Source organism: Bombella pluederhausensis (genome assembly GCF_026385525.1).
GTDB lineage: Bacteria > Pseudomonadota > Alphaproteobacteria > Acetobacterales > Acetobacteraceae > Bombella > Bombella pluederhausensis.
Genome location: NZ_JANIDY010000006.1, coordinates 38,075 through 54,317, shown reverse-complemented (window position 1 = coordinate 54,317; position 16,243 = coordinate 38,075). Strand labels below are relative to the sequence as shown.

Annotated in this window: 16 protein-coding genes; 9 read left to right on the top strand and 7 right to left on the bottom strand. The window is 51.5% G+C overall.

The features are described from left to right. Window positions 1-277: 277 nt before the first annotated feature. The 9 genes from NQF86_RS09060 (at window position 278) to NQF86_RS09020 (ending at window position 10,318) form a co-directional block, all read left to right on the top strand. Entirely contained in the window at window positions 278-4,525 is a 4,248-nt protein-coding gene (locus tag NQF86_RS09060) for a hemagglutinin repeat-containing protein (protein WP_266117327.1), read from the top strand. A 10-nt stretch (window positions 4,526-4,535) separates the two neighbouring features. Next, window positions 4,536-5,075: a hypothetical protein gene (locus NQF86_RS09055; protein WP_266117326.1), complete on the top strand. Its 540-nt coding sequence runs from the start codon at window positions 4,536-4,538 to the stop codon at window positions 5,073-5,075. A gap of 91 nt (window positions 5,076-5,166) precedes the next feature. Further along, entirely contained in the window at window positions 5,167-5,721 is a 555-nt protein-coding gene (locus NQF86_RS09050) for a hypothetical protein (protein ID WP_266117325.1), read from the top strand. Window positions 5,722-5,761: 40 nt separating this feature from the next. Beyond that, window positions 5,762-6,178 carry a hypothetical protein gene (locus NQF86_RS09045; RefSeq protein WP_266117324.1) on the top strand — a complete coding sequence of 139 codons (417 nt, stop codon included), beginning with the start codon at window positions 5,762-5,764 and terminating at the stop codon, window positions 6,176-6,178. 214 nt (window positions 6,179-6,392) lie between these two features. Further along, entirely contained in the window at window positions 6,393-6,944 is a 552-nt protein-coding gene (locus tag NQF86_RS09040) for a hypothetical protein (protein WP_266117323.1), read from the top strand. Between the two features lie 425 nt (window positions 6,945-7,369). Continuing rightward, window positions 7,370-7,573, top strand: coding sequence for a hypothetical protein (locus NQF86_RS09035; protein ID WP_266117322.1), 204 nt, complete (start codon window positions 7,370-7,372; stop codon window positions 7,571-7,573). Window positions 7,574-7,920: 347 nt separating this feature from the next. Beyond that, window positions 7,921-9,567 (top strand): DNA/RNA non-specific endonuclease, encoded by a 1,647-nt coding sequence (locus NQF86_RS09030; protein WP_266117321.1) that lies wholly within the window; start codon window positions 7,921-7,923, stop codon window positions 9,565-9,567. Beyond that, on the top strand, window positions 9,551-9,940 hold the full coding sequence (locus NQF86_RS09025) for a hypothetical protein (protein ID WP_182082410.1): 390 nt from the start codon (window positions 9,551-9,553) through the stop codon (window positions 9,938-9,940). Before NQF86_RS09030 ends, NQF86_RS09025 begins: the two co-directional genes overlap by 17 nt. 48 nt (window positions 9,941-9,988) lie before the next feature. After that, window positions 9,989-10,318 carry a hypothetical protein gene (locus tag NQF86_RS09020; RefSeq protein ID WP_266117320.1) on the top strand — a complete coding sequence of 110 codons (330 nt, stop codon included), beginning with the start codon at window positions 9,989-9,991 and terminating at the stop codon, window positions 10,316-10,318. 9 nt (window positions 10,319-10,327) lie between these two features. Here the strand turns inward: NQF86_RS09020 and NQF86_RS09015 are convergent, their stop codons facing one another. The 7 genes from NQF86_RS09015 to NQF86_RS08985 all read right to left on the bottom strand — a co-directional run bounded on the left by NQF86_RS09015 (window position 10,328) and on the right by NQF86_RS08985 (window position 16,185). After that, window positions 10,328-11,185, bottom strand: coding sequence for an NUDIX hydrolase (locus tag NQF86_RS09015; RefSeq protein ID WP_266117319.1), 858 nt, complete (start codon window positions 11,183-11,185; stop codon window positions 10,328-10,330). After that, a complete protein-coding gene (locus NQF86_RS09010; protein WP_266117318.1) occupies window positions 11,182-12,387 on the bottom strand; it encodes a hypothetical protein in 1,206 nt (401 codons plus the stop codon). The genes NQF86_RS09015 and NQF86_RS09010 overlap by 4 nt, the downstream gene beginning before the upstream one ends. 221 nt (window positions 12,388-12,608) lie before the next feature. Further along, window positions 12,609-13,364 carry a lysophospholipid acyltransferase family protein gene (locus NQF86_RS09005; RefSeq protein WP_266117328.1) on the bottom strand — a complete coding sequence of 252 codons (756 nt, stop codon included), beginning with the start codon at window positions 13,362-13,364 and terminating at the stop codon, window positions 12,609-12,611. Between the two features lie 67 nt (window positions 13,365-13,431). Then, window positions 13,432-14,100 (bottom strand): YdcF family protein, encoded by a 669-nt coding sequence (locus NQF86_RS09000; RefSeq protein WP_266117317.1) that lies wholly within the window; start codon window positions 14,098-14,100, stop codon window positions 13,432-13,434. Continuing rightward, on the bottom strand, window positions 14,097-14,981 hold the full coding sequence (locus NQF86_RS08995; RefSeq protein WP_266117316.1) for a hypothetical protein: 885 nt from the start codon (window positions 14,979-14,981) through the stop codon (window positions 14,097-14,099). The genes NQF86_RS09000 and NQF86_RS08995 overlap by 4 nt, the downstream gene beginning before the upstream one ends. Then, window positions 14,978-15,769 (bottom strand): ATP-binding cassette domain-containing protein, encoded by a 792-nt coding sequence (locus tag NQF86_RS08990; protein WP_266117315.1) that lies wholly within the window; start codon window positions 15,767-15,769, stop codon window positions 14,978-14,980. The genes NQF86_RS08995 and NQF86_RS08990 overlap by 4 nt, the downstream gene beginning before the upstream one ends. Continuing rightward, the gene (locus NQF86_RS08985) at window positions 15,748-16,185 is read right to left on the bottom strand and encodes a hypothetical protein (RefSeq protein ID WP_266117314.1); all 438 of its coding nucleotides are present in this window, start codon (window positions 16,183-16,185) and stop codon (window positions 15,748-15,750) included. Before NQF86_RS08985 ends, NQF86_RS08990 begins: the two co-directional genes overlap by 22 nt. Between the last annotated feature and the right edge of the window lie 58 nt (window positions 16,186-16,243).

Sequence of the window (16,243 nt, the reverse complement as noted above, 5' to 3'; positions counted from 1 at the left end):
TCAGTCCACGCCATTCATGGCGTCTGGTGAGACACTGGCAGGTAGTGCTCCTATTCCTACAACGGGGGATAAGAGTTCCCTGTCAGTAGGGTCTGTGCATCAGAGGAATGAAACAGGACAGCTCTCTGGCTCCTCCACATCACTCACGACAGCGAATGGAGTGTTACCAGGTAACGTCTCTGCTCCTACAGAGAAGGTAGGACAGTTTGCGAGCCCGTCTACGCCATCTATGGCGCCTGGAAGAACAACGTTCGCATCAGGTCCTGTTTCAGGGAAAATGCCGAGCAGTGCCGTGCTTCATGTGCCGGCGACCAGCCTTCAGACGGTCATAGCGTCCATTCCGGCGGGTGGAACGCTCTTTGTGCCCAATCCGTCTCCATCGGTACATTATCTGCTGGAGACCAACCCACGTTATGCGACATTTGCGGGGCTTTACGGGTCGGATTACCTGCTGGGGCGTCTGGGCCATTCCATGGGGGATTACCGTTTCCTTGGGGATAGCGGGTTTGATACGCAGTATGTGCAGCAGCAGATCGTCTCGGCCACGGGGCAGACCTTCCTTGGTGGCAGCTATCAGACAGCCAATCAGCAGATGCAGACTCTGCTTGATAATGCGTCTCAGCAGTCTGATCAGCTCGGTCTGACCTTTGGGGCAGCGCTGACACCTGATGAACAGTCCAAGTTGACGGATAATATCGTCTGGTATGTTCCTGCGTCCGTGAATGGTCAGACGGTTCTGGTACCAAAACTGTATCTGGCTCCGGGTAAGGCCAAGCTTGCGAATGGTGGAGTCATTTCTGCAGGGAATGAGCTGTCGTTGCAGGGAGGAAGCATCAGCAATAGCGGGGCGATTTCCGCCGGGAATTCTCTGAGCCTCGTGGCCAGTCAGGGCGATCTGGTGAATGATGGCGGGAGCATATCAGGGGGAGATGTAACACTTGCCAGCCTTGCGGGCTCTATTGCGAATGACAGTCAGCTCAGGACAACCCGGATTGTCGGGGGAACACAGCAGGACCTTGGACAGCAGGGAACAATCACGGCAAGCGGTAATGCGCGTCTGAATGCTGCCAAGGATATCCTCTTTAAGGGGGCATCACTCAAGGCAGGTGGGGATGCTACGCTTGTGGCGGGGCAGGGCATTAGTCTGGATGCCCTTTCGGCTCGTGGCGCTGGGGGTGTGTCAAGGCGTCATTTCACGCAGACAGGCAGCTTTGTTCGTAATACTGGCTCCAGCGTCATGGGGGATGGGAACGTCACGCTGGCCGCTCTGGGAGGTGATATCAGCCTTGCGGGGTCTGGCGTGGTGGCCGGGAAAGATGCCTTCCTGCAGGCGAAGGGTAATCTGGCCCTGAAAGCTGTAACGGATGAGGACCATAGCTATAGTCGCATCGTCAAGAAGGGGTTCCTGAGCAAGAAAACCATTACGACCCGTAATGACAGCACGACAGAGATCGGCAGCCTTGTCGGGGCTAATGATAATGTCCTGATGAGCGCTGGCGGTGACCTTTCCGTGAAGGGAACTGTCAATGGTGGACAGAACACGACACTGACGGCTGGCGGCTCGCTGAGTATTGATGCTCTCCGTAATACGGATGCTTCTTATTATGAGAAGAAGAAAAGCGGCTTTTCCTTTCACATAGGGAGCCGGACCTCCATAGGGTACGGCAAGACCCATATTACGAATACGAGCGATGGCGTGAGCTGGACGGCCAGCACGGTAAGTGCTGGCAAGGGTGATTTGACCCTGCATGCCCAGACTCTGGCAAGCATTACGGGGTCGAACCTGAGTGCAGGGCACGATATCAGCCTTGATGCGTCTTCCGTTGCCTTCAAGGCCGTTGAGCAGACGCTGAAACAGACACAGGACAGGAAGCAGCTTTTTGCGGGTATTTCTGCCGGTTTGACGTCTGATTCTATTGTGGGGCAGGTTGAACAGTCGGCTCTTGCTGCCAGCAAGGCGCAGGGCAAGGGCAGCAGCCTTGTGACCCTCATGAATGGCGGTCAGGCCAGCTATATGCTGGCACAGGGTGCTGACAATCTGGCCCGTGTCAAAAGCCTTGATGCCATGAACATGCCGCTGATCGGGGTTGAGGCAAGTCTCGGCTTCAAGAAGACGGTCAGCCATTCTGCACAGGACCAGAGCGCGGTGCTGGGGAGCAGTGTCACGGCGGGGAACAGGCTTTCCATCGTGGCCCGTGGGGATCATCCGGATGTGGCGGATGATGGGTCAATCAGTGCCATAGCTGCCCATCTCTCTGCCAAAGATATGAGCCTTGATGCCCGGAAGGATATCAGCCTTCAGGCTGGTTGGGACAGGGCGAACAGTTATCTGACGCAGAAACAGACCAGTGCTTCCATTGGTGTCAAATATGAGCTTGGCGGGCCGCAGACAGGCTTCGGGATTACGGCTGGAGGCAGTCATCAGAGCCGGAAGCAGGAGAGCCATCAGTCCACGGCCGCCGATACGACTCTGACAGCCAGCAACAGCATCACGCTGCATTCTGGTGGCAGCACCGTGCTGCATGGGGCTGAGGTCACGGCTCCCCGGATTGATGTGAAGGCGGCCCAGCTTGAGATCACCAGTCCGCAGAACAGCTATGACTATCACAGTGTGACCCGTACGGCCGGTGGCAGCCTGTCGGTTCCGCTGAACAACCCGGCGGCCACGTCTGCCGGGGGGAGTTTCCAGCATCAGGTTCTGAAGGATCATTTTGTCTCCACCGGGAAGACGCTTTCCGGTCTTTATGCGGGTGATCAGGGGATCGGGATTGATGTCGCGGGCAATACGAGCCTGACGGCGGGTGTTATTTCCAGCACGGCATCCCGGGAGAAGAACCATTTCAACACGGGCAGCCTAACGGCGCAGAATCTTGAGAATGTATCACGCTGGCAGCTTGAGAGTGCCGGTTTTCAGGGGAGTTTTGGGGGAGCGGGACAGGGTGATGCCCATAGCTGGCTGGGGCAGGTTGGTCAGGGCATGGCAGCGAACTCGATGTCGCTGCTGGGCGGTGGTCGTGATCATAATGAGAGAACAGTCAGCCATTCTGCTGTCAGTGACAATATCACCATCAACACGACCAGCATTTCTGGTGATCTGAGCCGTGACGTTGCCCATGCGAATGGAGCGCTGATTAACAAGTTTGATGCGCAGAAGCTTCAGAACCAGATGCAGGCCAGCCAGCTGGGGACACAGCTGGTTGGGGAGATTGTCGGTACAGCCTTCCAGAAGGTGCAGGAGAGGAATGACAAGGCCCGAGCAGAGGCAGGGCTTCCTCCTGAGGAGGCTGGAGGTCTGTTTTCCAGAAGGGAAGTGGCCCGTGACATTCTGGAAGCTGGGGGCGCTGCGGGTATTGCGGCTCTGACAGGCGGCAATCCGGCTGCGGCTGGGGTAGGCACACTTGCCGGGAAGGTTACGGCAGCGGCCACCCGCCCGCTGGCTGAAGCTGTAGCCACGGGGCTGACAGGGAATAGTGACGGCACGCTGCATGACAGCATTGCCAACATGTTCAGCGGCATTACTGCGGCGGCTGGTGGAGCTGTCGGTGGACTGGTTGCGGGTAGGGGTGGTGCGTCAACCAATGCCCTGACCGGCGCTGCAGCGGCGGCGGCGATCGAGCAGTATAATGATCAGAGTCATCCCAAAGAAGAACATACAGTTGTTAAAGGGAAAAGAGAAAGTGTTGCCTATCTCGTAGCATCACTGGGGCTTAGCCTGGTTGGCATGGTGCCTATTCTTAATGAAGTGACATCTGTGGCTTCATTATATCTGGATACTGCTACGGGTCACTATTCTGAGTTGCCTCTGGACGCGGCAGGTTTGATCCCCATTGGGGGGGAAATTACGAGCTTGTTTAAAGCCCAGAAGGCGGCGGTTGCTCTCGCCCATGTAGTGATGATGTCCCGGGGGGAGGAACAGGCGGTCCATGCAGTTCATGCAGCGGAAGATGCAGCTACCCTTGGGGGGGATGGCACCAAGGTTTTTCAGGAAGGGCATGAGGTAGCGCAGGCGGGTCGAACAGCAGAGAATGCCGGGAAAGCCGAGAGAGAAGTAAGCCATGTTACTGAGGGTTTTGATGTAATCCCGGGTGGAATAAGACGTCCTGATGGGTATGAATTTGATGAAAAGACCAACATTGTCAAATATACCAAATGGTATGGGCAGGAAGGTCAGGTTGCCCGAAACTCATATGATGTAGGCCAATTGGGAGAGAATCTTCTCATAAAATATCTTGGTGAGAAAGGTACTGTACAAAAACATATGTGGACAAAAGAAGGCGAGCTTAGAAAAATAGATTTTTTTACTGTAGGAAGGGATGCTCATGAAGTGAAGGTGGGGAAGGCCAAGATGAGTGCTTTCCTCCGAGCGCAGATTGCCAAGGATGTGAAACTGATGAAGGAAGAGCAGGTCGAGAGCGTGACATGGCATTTCTACAGGAGTCCTCGTACTGGAAAGATAGGTGCATCCAATTCTGTGCTGCAACGCCTGAAGGATGCTGGTATCAAGGTTGTGTGGCATGATTTTTGAGGAGATGAACATGCAGTATTCGTACGATTATATTCCACTGTGTGGCGAATTTGAGCAGGCCGGTACGAAGGAGATGAAGGCGTTCAGGGAGTGGTTTTTATCCACTCTGGATGACCGGACGGAAGTTTTTGAGAGATATGTGCGGTCCTGTGAAGGGTTTGAGGGATGGAAAGCGGATTACAGTGTGTCCTCCCTGAAGGAGCTGGGACGCTGGATGTATGTTCAGTCTTCCCTGAATGGATTGTATTATGAAGATGGCAATGTTACACCTTTATTTGAAAAAACTGTTGTAAATACATCTGTTTATTTTGCTCTTGTTTTTTTGCATAACTATAAAAGTCTGAGATGGGAGTTTAATCTTACAAAAAAAAGTTATATTAGTTATGGGCAGCCCACTATTGCGTATTTTGGCAAGCATGTTCCACTGGAAACTTTGGGGATAACGACGGTTCTGTTTGTAAAGATGCGAAAAGGAAAAAAGAATGAGAATGGGCTTTACGACATGTTCAAATACTGGGAGGAACATATCGAGAAAATTCAAGGCTGTTGATGGTAATCAGTATAATCAAGGGGACAGTTTATATTTTTCTTCTAGAATAAGATAGATTTTTTTTAACCATATTGGTTAACGGGGATCAGTGATGGAATATTCCTACTCTTATGTGCCGAACGCAGATGAATTTGGGGCACTGGGGCGCAGGGAAATCACTGCGTTTCAGAAGTGGTTTTTATCCACTCTGGATGATCGTATGAACGTATTGAGAGAGCGGGTACGTTCTTTTCCGGTGTATGAAACGTGGGCAGGTGATTTTAGCCTTGATTCATTAGAGGAGTTGAGTGGTTGGTGTTGTGATCGAGCTATAGAGAGTTTTAAGCACAGTCATCGTGTTGTTCTGGACTCATTTGGGGTTTGGATGGAGATTAATGTTGGGACATATATTTCTCTTGTGCTCTTGCATAATAATGATGGTGTAAAATGGTTTTTTGATAAAACCAGAAAGAGCAGTATTGATTATGGGCAACCGACTGTAGGGCCATTTGAGGGGGCGTTTGGTGAAATATATCGTAATTTAATGCGAATGACTGGGGTGGCTATTTTAAGGATGATGGATGGTAGGTATGGTAGAGATGGACTTATTTTATGCTACGATATGTGTATTAATCCCGTACCATTCAAGGGTGCTGATTTGGAGTAAATAGATAATAATTGATGCTGCTTGGTGGTAGTGGGAAGATATGCAGTATTCGTATGACTATATTCCAGATTGTGACGAATTTGTACAAGCGGGGCCGAAGGTAATGAAGGCGTTCAGGGAGTGGTTTTTATCCACTCTGGATGACCGGACGGAAGTTTTTGAAGGCTATGTGCAGTCCTGTAAAGGGTTTGAGGGGTGGAAAGCGGATTACAGTGTGTCCTCTCTGAAGGAGCTGGGACGCTGGTTGTATGCCCAGTCTTCTCGGGAGGAATTGTATGATGAAAATGAAAAGATCACTAACTTATTTAGGAAGATTGTTGTAAATACATCTGTTTATTTTGCTCTTGTTTTTTTGCATAATTATAAGCGTTTGAGATGGGAGTTTAATCTTACAAAAAAAGTTATATTAGCTATGGGCAGCCTACTATTGCGTATTTTGGCAAGCATGTTCCGCTAGAAACTTTAAGGGTAACGACGGTTCTTTTTGGAAAAATGATCGATGGAGACAGGGATGAGAATGGACTTTACGATATGTTTAAATACTGGGAGGAGCGTATCGAGAAAATTTAAGGCTGTTGATGGTAATCAGTATAATCAAGGGGACAGTTTATATTTTTCTTCTAGAATAAGATAGATTTTTTTTTAACCATATTGGTTAACGGGGATCAGTGATGGAATATTCCTACTCTTATGTGCCGAACGCAGCTGAATTTGAGGCACTGGGGCGCAGGGAAATCACTGCGTTTCAGAAGTGGTTTTTATCCACGTTGGATGATCGTATGAACGTATTGAGAGAGCGGGTACGTTCTTTTCCGGGGTATGAAACGTGGGCGGGTGACTTTAGCCTTGATTCATTGGAAGAATTGAGTGGCTGGTGTTATGACCGAGCGATAGAAAGTTGTGAGCGTAGTCATCGTGTTATGTTGGACTCATTTGGGAAATGGATGGTAATTAATGTTGGAACATACATTTCTCTTGTTCTCTTAAATAATAATGATGGTGTAGAATGGTTTGTTAATAAAACTAGGAAGGGTAGTATTGATTATGGTCAGCCAACTGTAGGTCCGTTTGGTAAGTCTTATTTTAATTTGATGCGAATGACTGGAGTAGCTATTTTAAGAATGATGGATGGTAGTTTCGGTAAAGACGGCCTTATTTCATGCTACAATATGTGCATTAATCCCATCTCATTTGAGGATTTTCTTTTAAAAGAAAGAAAATGATTAATATTGATTGTAGTATTTTAAATTATATAAAAAATTTTGTCTTTGGAGATAAATTTTCAAAGAAATTTGTTTATTCTATTGGGTAGTTCATTTTTGTGTATTGGGGTAGTTTGTTTCGTTAGAAAATTTAGGGATAATGACTGCTTTTTTTAAGTATACGGAATATAAAAGAACATGAAGATGGGTTTTATGATGTGTTTAAATACTAGGGCGTATTGAGAAGGTTTGAGTTCTTATTAGAGATATAGGTATATTATTTCTTATATCACAATGATTACATGCTGATTGGCGTCAGGTTCCAGTAACTCTAGAATATGGCGAGCATTGTGGGTCAGGCTGTTCAGTCGGCTGTGGCTGCCAGTAAGGCCTAGGGCAAGGGTAGTAGCCTTGTGCTCCTCATGAATGGCTGTTAGGCCACTTACATGCTGGCACGGGGCGCTGACAATCTGGCCTGTGGGGATCATCCAGATGTGGCGGATGATGGGTCAATCAGCGCCATAGCCGCCCATCTTTCTGCCAAGGCTATGATCCTTGATGCCCGGAAGGATATTAGCCTTCAGGCTGGCTGGGACAGGGTGAACAGTTATCTGATGCAGAAACAGATCAGTACTTCCATTGGTGCCTAATATGAGCTTGGCGGGTCGCAGACAGGCTTCGGGATTACGGCTGGAGGCAGCCATCAGAGCCAGAAACAGGAGAGCCGTCAGGCCACGGCGGCCGATACGACCCTGACAGCCAGCAACAGCATCACGCTGCATCCTGGTGGCAGCAACGTGCGGCCCAGCTTGAGATCACCAGCCCGCAGAACAGCTATGATTATCATAGTGTGACCCGTACGGCCGGTGGCAGCCTGACGGCACAGAACCTTGAGAACATATCACGCTGGCAGCTTGAGAGTGCCGGTTTTCAGGGGAGTTTTGGGGGAGCGGGGCAGGGTGATGCCCATAGCTGGCTGGGGCAGGTTGGTCAGGGCATGGCGGCGAACTCGATGTCGCTGCTGGGCGGTGGCCGTGACCATAATGAGAGAACAGTCAGCCATTCCGCTGTCAGTGATAACATCACCATCAATACGACCAGTATTTCTGGTGATCTAAGCCGTGATGTTGCCCATGCGAATGGGGCGCTGGACAATAAGTTTGATGCGCAGAAGCTTCAGAACCAGATGCAGGCCAGCCAGCTGGGGACACAGCTGGTTGGGGAGGTCATGGGGCGTGTTTCAGACGAGCTCTTTAGTCATGGCGTACCAGGCTTTGATGAGCGTAGTGCCACGAATAACTGGGCCCGTGCCTTGCTGGAGGCCGGTGGCAATGCTGCCGTAGCCACCGGAACAGGGGGGAATGTTGGCGCTGCCGCAGCAAGTGTATTTGCCGGGACGATTGTGTCCGGGGCGACCCGTAACTGGGCGGACAGCATGGCTACGGCCCTGACCGGCCAGTCGAGTGGTGGATATGGCTCACAGGCGAAGCTGCATGACAGCCTGATGAACCTGTTGAGCAACGGCATTGCCAGTGCGGCGGGAGCTGTGGGCGGTCTGGTAGCTGGGCCGGGCAGTAGTACAGTTAATGTTCTGAACGGTGCCGCAGCAGCTTCGGCCATCCAGCAGTATAATCAGGCGCAAAAGAAAAGGGATGATTTTGAAGGAGATGCGGCAGTATTGACTGCTGAGCTTCAGAAAAAGAGCCCCAGTTATAGCCCCGGACAGGTTATAGAGGATAAGGACCTGCCAGCGGGCGCCAAAGCATGGAACAGTACACTGTCGGATGGAACGCCAGAGAGTACTATCGCCCTAGAAGGTGGTAATGGTGTACGATACGAGGCTGTTTCTAATGCAGAAGGGCATGTTCTGACAGATATGAATGGAGATACGGTCTTTCGCTCTCCAAATGGTCAGTATTTTGTTGTTAAGGATAAGTACTTTTATCTTCCAACTTTGAAGAATGTGAATTCGTATGATCTTTCTGGTGGTGCTTCTTTAGGGCAGCATGATGGTACGATTGAAGGACTATTGGATCCACAATACCATACGAATATTGGTAGAGCTGTTGATGAGCAGGTTAGTAACCTATTTCCGAAAGGTAGTTTTTATAACTATCCATTGGGAGGCGTTACAAAGGATGGTAAGGTCCTGTTGACAGTTGACTTATTAGAGGCTGCTAGAGGGAGTTCTTCTTATTCTATACTAAATAACCTTCCAAAAAATGCCGAAGTGCATTTTGGCGAGGGCGAATATTTCAGGACAAATCAGTATGGGCGTGTTGAGGAAATAACCTATATCCCAATTGACCAGAAAATGCCGCGTGATAACAGACAGAGACAAGTTGGACTTGAAGGTTTACCTGACGATGTGGGGGGACATATACAGGCTTGTAGCCTCGGGGGTACGTGTCATAGATTCAATCTGTTTCCGCAGAATAAGCAGTTTAATAATAGTGGGTATAGGATATGGGAGAATAGTCTTCGTAAGGCCTTGCAAAATGGTGATCGTGTAGGACCTGTGAAGGTACAGTTCGGACGGCCAGAGGGGCAGGAAAGTAATTCCAGACCTGAGGTTGTGCATGTTGAGTATACGGTTAATGGAAATGCTTATGATGAGGAGTGGAAAAATGAATCTAAAAAGTAGTCCAGATTTGGATAATTTTGTTGATATTGTAATAAAATCTTTAAAATCCTTTCTTTTAAATAATAGTTGTGATGCGGTTTGTTTGTTGTCGAATACTTATTTTGAAAATAACGAATGTATAGGAACGGGATTTTGTTTTGTTTATTTTGTAGACGGAGTTAAAAAATCAATAGGATTTAGGGATGTCTATGAAGGAGATATCTCCTCTTTAAGAAGGAAAGAACTTCCTATGATTAATAGTAAAATGCAGAGTATGGTAGGCAAATTTTGGGATTATATGGTTATTACAATATATAAAAATGGAAGATTATCTATAAGATTTTTTTATGACTCTCCTCCGGGAGGGCATATGCAACATGAATTTTCTATCTAAAAAGATAGTTTTTCTGGTATGTAATATTTTCGGGGAGGAGCTGACTATATGCTTTCTTTTATGAAACAGAGGGAAATTATGGATGCCCTCTACGGAGCGATGCTTTCTAGCATTGAGGGTGACTTCGATAAGGCGGAGTGCGAGTTCTCATACGAGACATCGGAGAGTGGGGGTTATTCTGTCGGGTCGAGTTTTCACTATGAGCTGGATGGAAAGATTTTTCATTGTCCGCTCACCGAGCAGGCTTTGGGACAGGTCTCTGTGGCTGTGCCGGCACTTCATAAGCTCATGCAGGAGTCTGGTCAGGGAAATTGGGACAAATTTACGATGACTTTTCCCAAGAACGGGTCTGTTTCTTTGAAGTTTCATAACGTCTAAGACAGGCAATCAGGGGGTAGGCGTTTCCAGTGGCAGAAACGCTGCTTCCAGATAACATGACGCCATGGCAGTCGGGCGGAAATGGTATAGGCGGGCGGGGCGTCCTACGGTGGAGCGGTCATAGGTGCCGGTTTCTTTCACAAGTTTCTGGTGCAGCACAAGGCGGCGGAAGTTGGGCTTGTGCATAAGGCGGCCAGATACTGTCTCCATGGCCTGCTGTAGCTGCAAGAGCGTGAAAGCCTTCGGGAGCAGTTCAAAAACGGCAGGGCTGTAGCGGATACGAGCCCGCAGGCGGGAAAGAGCCGTGGCCAGAAGGCGGCGGTTGTCACCGTCTGTAGCATCGTCCGCCGGGATGGAACGGGGTACAAGTCCAGACTCCCAGAGCAGTTCATACCGTTCCAGCACACGGGTATCATCCCATGGCAGTTCATACAGCCCAAAGGCTGGCGCAATGCGGCTCTGACGCTCCTCATGGCCGGAAGCCCATTGCTCAATTTTCGTGATGAACCGTGCCAGTTTTTGGTTTCCGCTCTCGCTGCGGCGGTCTTCCCATGGGAAATGATGATAAAGCGATCCATGGCAGGATCGAGGATGGTTGGAGCTGAGTGCCAGATAAGTAATATGAATATGCGGCGTCTGGCCCTGATTGGGGAAAGAGCTGAATGTGTAAAGCTGCTCCATATGGCCAATGGGGCAGTGTGTCAGCGTTTCTGCCCAATGGCAGAGACGCTTCTGCAAGGAATGATGACTTTCTTCAAAGGTTGGTGTGTTCTGGTCGTGGCGCAGCAGGGCAACATGAGGGGCATCATCCCCAAGGGTCATTAGAACGGTGATAAGGTCGGTTGGGCAGAGGCTTTTAAAGGTCATGGGCGGGACGGAGCCAGTTGATGAAGGCGGTCATAAAGTGTCTGCAGCCGTTCCGAAGAAAGACCCGGTGGGACGCCGTGATCCAGTGGAATGGTCACTGTCAGAGGATGGCTGGCGAGGGACAGCATACGGGGACTGTTCATCATGTCATCAAGCAGGGATTGTGTGCTGGGAGGGATATTATGCTGAAACCATGCACTTGTAAGGAAACCATGCAATGGGCCTTGCCAGTTGGTCAGACTGACGGAGATCATGCCGGAAAAAGCTGGAACATATAAGTCTCCACCAAGAGAAATATGTGGCGGAGGGGCTTCCTGTTCTGTCTGGGTTGATGGATGAATGGTTGCACTTAGCTCATGCACACGCAAACGTAGGGAAATGTCTGGCCATGCGGGGTTATTGTCGTTCTCATGGTCGGTTGGGTCAGGGTCCTTATGGAGCTGAGGAGGCATGGGAGAGGCAGCATAGGGCAAAAGAGCAAATTTGCTGCTGACATTCCGTATCCGAAAATTCTGTAGCCATGAGGATGGATAGCGTAGTTCCTCTGCTGTGAGGGCGGCAGAAAGGAGAGCTCTATTTTGCAAGGCCGGGTCCGGATGAGAGAGGGATTGCGGCGCAAAACGGATCATTCCAGCAATGTGAAGCAAGGTCAGCCTATAGGGGAGGCGGGATGATGCGAGTTCCAGCCCGGCAATGTGAAAATGGGCTCGGTACAGGGGTAGCGTCCCATGAGGGCATAGAGCCGTAGGCGGGCAGGGTATGCTGTCCCGGCTAATGCGCAGGCGGGTCTTGTTCATGTGTAGGGTCAGGCTTTTACCATGCCGGACCATGCGCAGAATGATGCCTTGCGGAAGCTGTAGAGGAAGTTCCTGTCGTGTTGTCAGGGCGAGTGCCCAGTCCAGCCAATTCCCTCCGAGCCTCAGGGTGGGTGTGGCTCCGGCGAGGTCCGCACCATTAAGATGTGTATGGAATGCTACACCGTATAGTGTTCTCCATGCGCCAAAGGGCCAGCCACTCGCTTGTGAGTTCTGAATGGAGAGGGTTGGCGTAGGGCCATCTGAAGGAAGGGATTGTGTTGCCAGATGTGCCAGCTGGCGGGAGAGTACGGTCTGTGTATGGAGGTAAGCCCCCCAGCTTCCCCCTATGAGGGCGATGAGAAGAAGGGTGAGGGCTAGAATGAAATGGCGGCGGGTTCTGGTCATGCTCCGGCACCCCCTCTGTAACGTAATGGACTATTCGTTATTTTGTCCCCAGCAGGTGTTTCTTGCCTTATACAGTAATCATGCCAATATATTAAAAAATAACTAACAAAGAAAAAGAGCATAACCCCTGCAAAACGCCTTATATTTCATATGGTTGTGGTTTCAGGTAGCAGAACGATCCTCCATTCTCTATCCCCTCATTACTCCATGAGGGGGAATGATTACTGAGAAACCGTCTTCACATCCACAGAGTTTTCCACAGGCTCATAGGGCAGGTCATGTTCTTTGCAGAGTGTCTGCCATGCGGCATCTATGGCCGGAATAAGTGCCCGTCCTTTCGTATCCGCAGCGAGGGGCTTACCAATAACGACCTTCAGAGTACCCGGATATTTACGCCAATGAGAATGAGGCCAGAACAGGCCGGAATTGGTCACAACGGGAATAATGGGAGCGGTAGCCTGTCGAGCCAGAGCAATAACCCCATTCTGCAATGGTACCCGTTCTCCGGGGCGGGTCCGTGTGCCTTGTGGAAAGATGATGATCTGCCGCCCAGCATTTTGCGCTTTAGCCACAGCATCCATCATGCCCCGCAATGCCTGAGAGCCGCCAGAGCGGTCTACGGGGATCATCCCACTAAGGATGAGCATGGGGCCTACGAACGGAATGGATGTCAGTTCCTTTTTGATGACATAGGCTGGAAGGGAAACGATGTTCATCCACACAAAGCCATCAAAGAAGGACTGATGCTGTGATGCAATCAGGGCAGGCCCATCCGGGAGATTGTCCTGCCCGCTTATAACGATGCGAACACCACAGAGCGTTTCCAACCCCCACAGGACAGCACGAGCCCAAAGCTTGGCATAGCCAAGCGCTGCATCCCGCCGGCTGAGCAGGCGGATGGGAAAGGCAAAGACCCCCATGATGAGGGTCAGAATCAGGAGATATAGATTGAACAGGCTGCCGCGGATCAGACTCATCATAATAGATGTCCATGGCGCAGAACCTGCATTCAGGGCAAGGGAAAAGATCAGGGCGGGTGGTAAATCAGGTCGGGGCTGTCTGTGAGGCTGTGGATGAAGGGGAGCGGAATCCTTCCTGCACATGCTCCCGCTGATGGGAAACAACAATGCGGAGTAGAGCACCAACCAGCTTGCCATACTGGCTGACCATCAGGATCAGCGTGTGTGGGTGGAAAGGTGTATTCATGGCTGGGGGTTGTACCCAGTAAGGTGTAAGGCGGAGCTGGGGCGCAATGTCGTGGAACTCCAGCAGAGAGCGGCGCATGTGATACCCTGCCGTAACGAGTATGAGGTGATGCAGTTTTTTCTGCTGGGCCCATTGGGCGGTTTCCCATGCATTGCCGATGGTGGTGGCTGCCTGATGGCCAAGGCTGATCTGCTTCGTCAGGTCAGGAGAGAGAGGCCCTGCATCAATGGCGGCCAGAATGTGGCTCAGCTCTGTATGAGGCGACACGCCGGAGATGAGAAGCAGCCTTTGGGGCTGTTGTTTCAGCAGGGTGATCCCGGCTTCAATGCGGTTTCGCCCTCCGGTAAGAGCCACGATCCCATCACAGTCAGCGGGAATGGCATGCAGGTCCGGGGAAGGGCGCAGGGCATCGGCACAGAAATAGATGAAACTGCCGAGCAGAACCCAGAGCATTATGGTCAGGCTGGCAGAAATGAAGGACCAGACATGAATGCCCGACCATTTCATGATGTTTTGCGTCCCTGAAGGCTACAGACCAGATGCACCATTCCCCAGCTAAGGACCGCAATAAGGAAGGGCAGAAGGCCAATCATGCCAAGAAACGGGCGGGGAAGAAACAGGTCAGGGATAAAAGCGGATGAAAGCCCCGTGAAAGGCGGCAGGCGCAGCAGGGGGCGCAGGGTGGAGACAAGGAGGGCTAGAGCAGGCAGAAGCAGGACCAACCCGGCAAGGCTGCCCAGAAAGGCGATAAGTGCCATGCGCCGCGCCAGAATATGATGCAGGGATGAAGGCCGCCCTCCTAGTTGGGGCAATAGGGCTTGCTGGCTGGCATTGGCTAATGCCGTGGTACGGGCCCCCAGATAGAGCAATGCCGGTATGAGCAGGGCTGCGGCAAATCCGGCAGCAAAGGCTCCATGACGGGCAGCTTCATGCAGGCTGGTCATCAGCGGGGCGAGTTTTGCCTGTTGCGGCGGCGGCGGAATGATGATGGCCTCTGGCGCATATTTATGGACGAACCCTGTCAGCGCTGAGACGTCTCCACGGTAATACAGAGTGATGAGTGTCGGAAGGGGGCCATTCCACGGGGCTGACCAGTTTGCCAGTATCTGAGCAACGTCATGGTCGGGCAGGCGGGTTACGCCTGTTCCGGGGAAGGTGGATGCCAGCGCCTGCGGCAGGGCTTTGGTCTGGCTTGTTTCATCGTTGTCTTCGGTGGTGGGAAGGGCGATGACGATATGGTCGTTTAGCTCGCCCTTCCAGTGTTGGATGGCAGTCTCAACTCCATAAGGGAGCGCCAGTGCCAGACCAATCAGCCATGTGGCGAAACAGAGCCCAAGGAGTAGCGGCCATGGTGAAGGCCAGCATGTGGCACGGGACAGGCGTTTCATGAGAAGAATCCTCTATCTTCAGGGGAGGGTGGAGACAGGGGGCTTCCAGCATGGAATGAAGGCATATCGTCCCCGGAGGGAGGATCAGGCTGCCAAGGCAGGGTAATGACCCGTCCTGCAAGAGGTGTGTCTGGGGGTGGGGGCACCTGTGTGGCCAGAAGGGCTGCGGCACCGTTTGTCACAAGGCTCTGTATGGTCGTCAGAAGCTGGTCCCGGAGGTCAGGGCAGAGGGTTAAGGCTGGTTCATCAACCAGAATGATGGAAGGCTGGGTGACGAGCGCCCTGGCGCAGGCTGCTTTCAGGCGTATGGTTTGGCTCAATGTGGCTGGGTATGACTGGGCATGCGCCCCCAGACCGAACCAGCGCAAGATTGATTCCGTTTCCCGCTGAATATCCGTCTTATGGAAGTGATTGAGCTCCAGCGGCAAGGCAATGTTATCCGCCAGTGTCAGGCGCTCCATGAAGATAGGAACAGCGTCCACATAGCTGATGCGCTGTTGGAGAAGCCGGCATGTCCGTTTTCTGATGCGTGGGCCGGCATCATAATTCATGATGGTCATGGCCCCGCCCAGACTGCGGCGGCGGAGGGCGATATGATCCAGAAGGGTCGTCTTGCCGGATTCCGCCGGGCCAGTCACCCAGAGGGTTTCACCACGTTCCACCTTCAGGGAAAGGGATTGTTTCCCTTCTGGCATGAGGGCGGGACTGGCGGGGAGGAGAAGCTGCTCCAGAATAATCATGGAAGGGCCGGGATAGGAGGTGTGTTTCAGAGTCTCCGGGCTAGCCATGCTGCTGCCGTGGAGGAGGCTGCGGCAATGGCCATGAGCAGCAGGCCATCTTTTATCAGCCCGTGCGGCGTTAGTATATGCCCGGCAATCACGAGCTGATCGGGGATGGTGTGGGAGATATGGCTGACAATGTCATGCGTCTGCTGGTCCTCTGTCAGAGAGCCCAGATTAGCCGTTGCCATGGTAATGAGATGAGGCAGAAGGGACCAGCCAGCGCCGAGAATGAGCAGGATCGGTGCAAAAAGCTCTGTCAGCTGGATGAGGAAACTGAACAGGAAATGCGCCAGAATCCAGAGAATATTGAGCAGGACGCGCCCTACAGCGATGGCTCCGCCCTGCCGGCGTGAATGGGTGCCCGAAAGTAGACGCTCACCCCGGCTAGGGGAAGAATGAGTGGATGAGGGCGATGTATCCATGAATATTCAAGACCTTCCTGTAAGACAACAATGCGTGCAATGACGTAAAGTGGAAGGG

What these genes read in the sequence shown, in the direction of transcription:
- NQF86_RS09060 (WP_266117327.1), top strand. Translation starts at nt 278, where the DNA reads ATGCCGAGCAGTGCCGTGCTTCATGTGCCGGCGACCAGCCTTCAGACG.
- NQF86_RS09055 (WP_266117326.1), top strand. Translation starts at nt 4,536, where the DNA reads ATGCAGTATTCGTACGATTATATTCCACTGTGTGGCGAATTTGAGCAG.
- NQF86_RS09050 (WP_266117325.1), top strand. Translation starts at nt 5,167, where the DNA reads ATGGAATATTCCTACTCTTATGTGCCGAACGCAGATGAATTTGGGGCA.
- NQF86_RS09045 (WP_266117324.1), top strand. Translation starts at nt 5,762, where the DNA reads ATGCAGTATTCGTATGACTATATTCCAGATTGTGACGAATTTGTACAA.
- NQF86_RS09040 (WP_266117323.1), top strand. Translation starts at nt 6,393, where the DNA reads ATGGAATATTCCTACTCTTATGTGCCGAACGCAGCTGAATTTGAGGCA.
- NQF86_RS09035 (WP_266117322.1), top strand. Translation starts at nt 7,370, where the DNA reads ATGCTGGCACGGGGCGCTGACAATCTGGCCTGTGGGGATCATCCAGAT.
- NQF86_RS09030 (WP_266117321.1), top strand. Translation starts at nt 7,921, where the DNA reads ATGGCGGCGAACTCGATGTCGCTGCTGGGCGGTGGCCGTGACCATAAT.
- NQF86_RS09025 (WP_182082410.1), top strand. Translation starts at nt 9,551, where the DNA reads ATGAATCTAAAAAGTAGTCCAGATTTGGATAATTTTGTTGATATTGTA.
- NQF86_RS09020 (WP_266117320.1), top strand. Translation starts at nt 9,989, where the DNA reads ATGCTTTCTTTTATGAAACAGAGGGAAATTATGGATGCCCTCTACGGA.
- NQF86_RS09015 (WP_266117319.1), bottom strand. Translation starts at nt 11,185, where the DNA reads ATGACCTTTAAAAGCCTCTGCCCAACCGACCTTATCACCGTTCTAATG.
- NQF86_RS09010 (WP_266117318.1), bottom strand. Translation starts at nt 12,387, where the DNA reads ATGACCAGAACCCGCCGCCATTTCATTCTAGCCCTCACCCTTCTTCTC.
- NQF86_RS09005 (WP_266117328.1), bottom strand. Translation starts at nt 13,364, where the DNA reads ATGAGTCTGATCCGCGGCAGCCTGTTCAATCTATATCTCCTGATTCTG.
- NQF86_RS09000 (WP_266117317.1), bottom strand. Translation starts at nt 14,100, where the DNA reads ATGAAATGGTCGGGCATTCATGTCTGGTCCTTCATTTCTGCCAGCCTG.
- NQF86_RS08995 (WP_266117316.1), bottom strand. Translation starts at nt 14,981, where the DNA reads ATGAAACGCCTGTCCCGTGCCACATGCTGGCCTTCACCATGGCCGCTA.
- NQF86_RS08990 (WP_266117315.1), bottom strand. Translation starts at nt 15,769, where the DNA reads ATGGCTAGCCCGGAGACTCTGAAACACACCTCCTATCCCGGCCCTTCC.
- NQF86_RS08985 (WP_266117314.1), bottom strand. Translation starts at nt 16,185, where the DNA reads ATGGATACATCGCCCTCATCCACTCATTCTTCCCCTAGCCGGGGTGAG.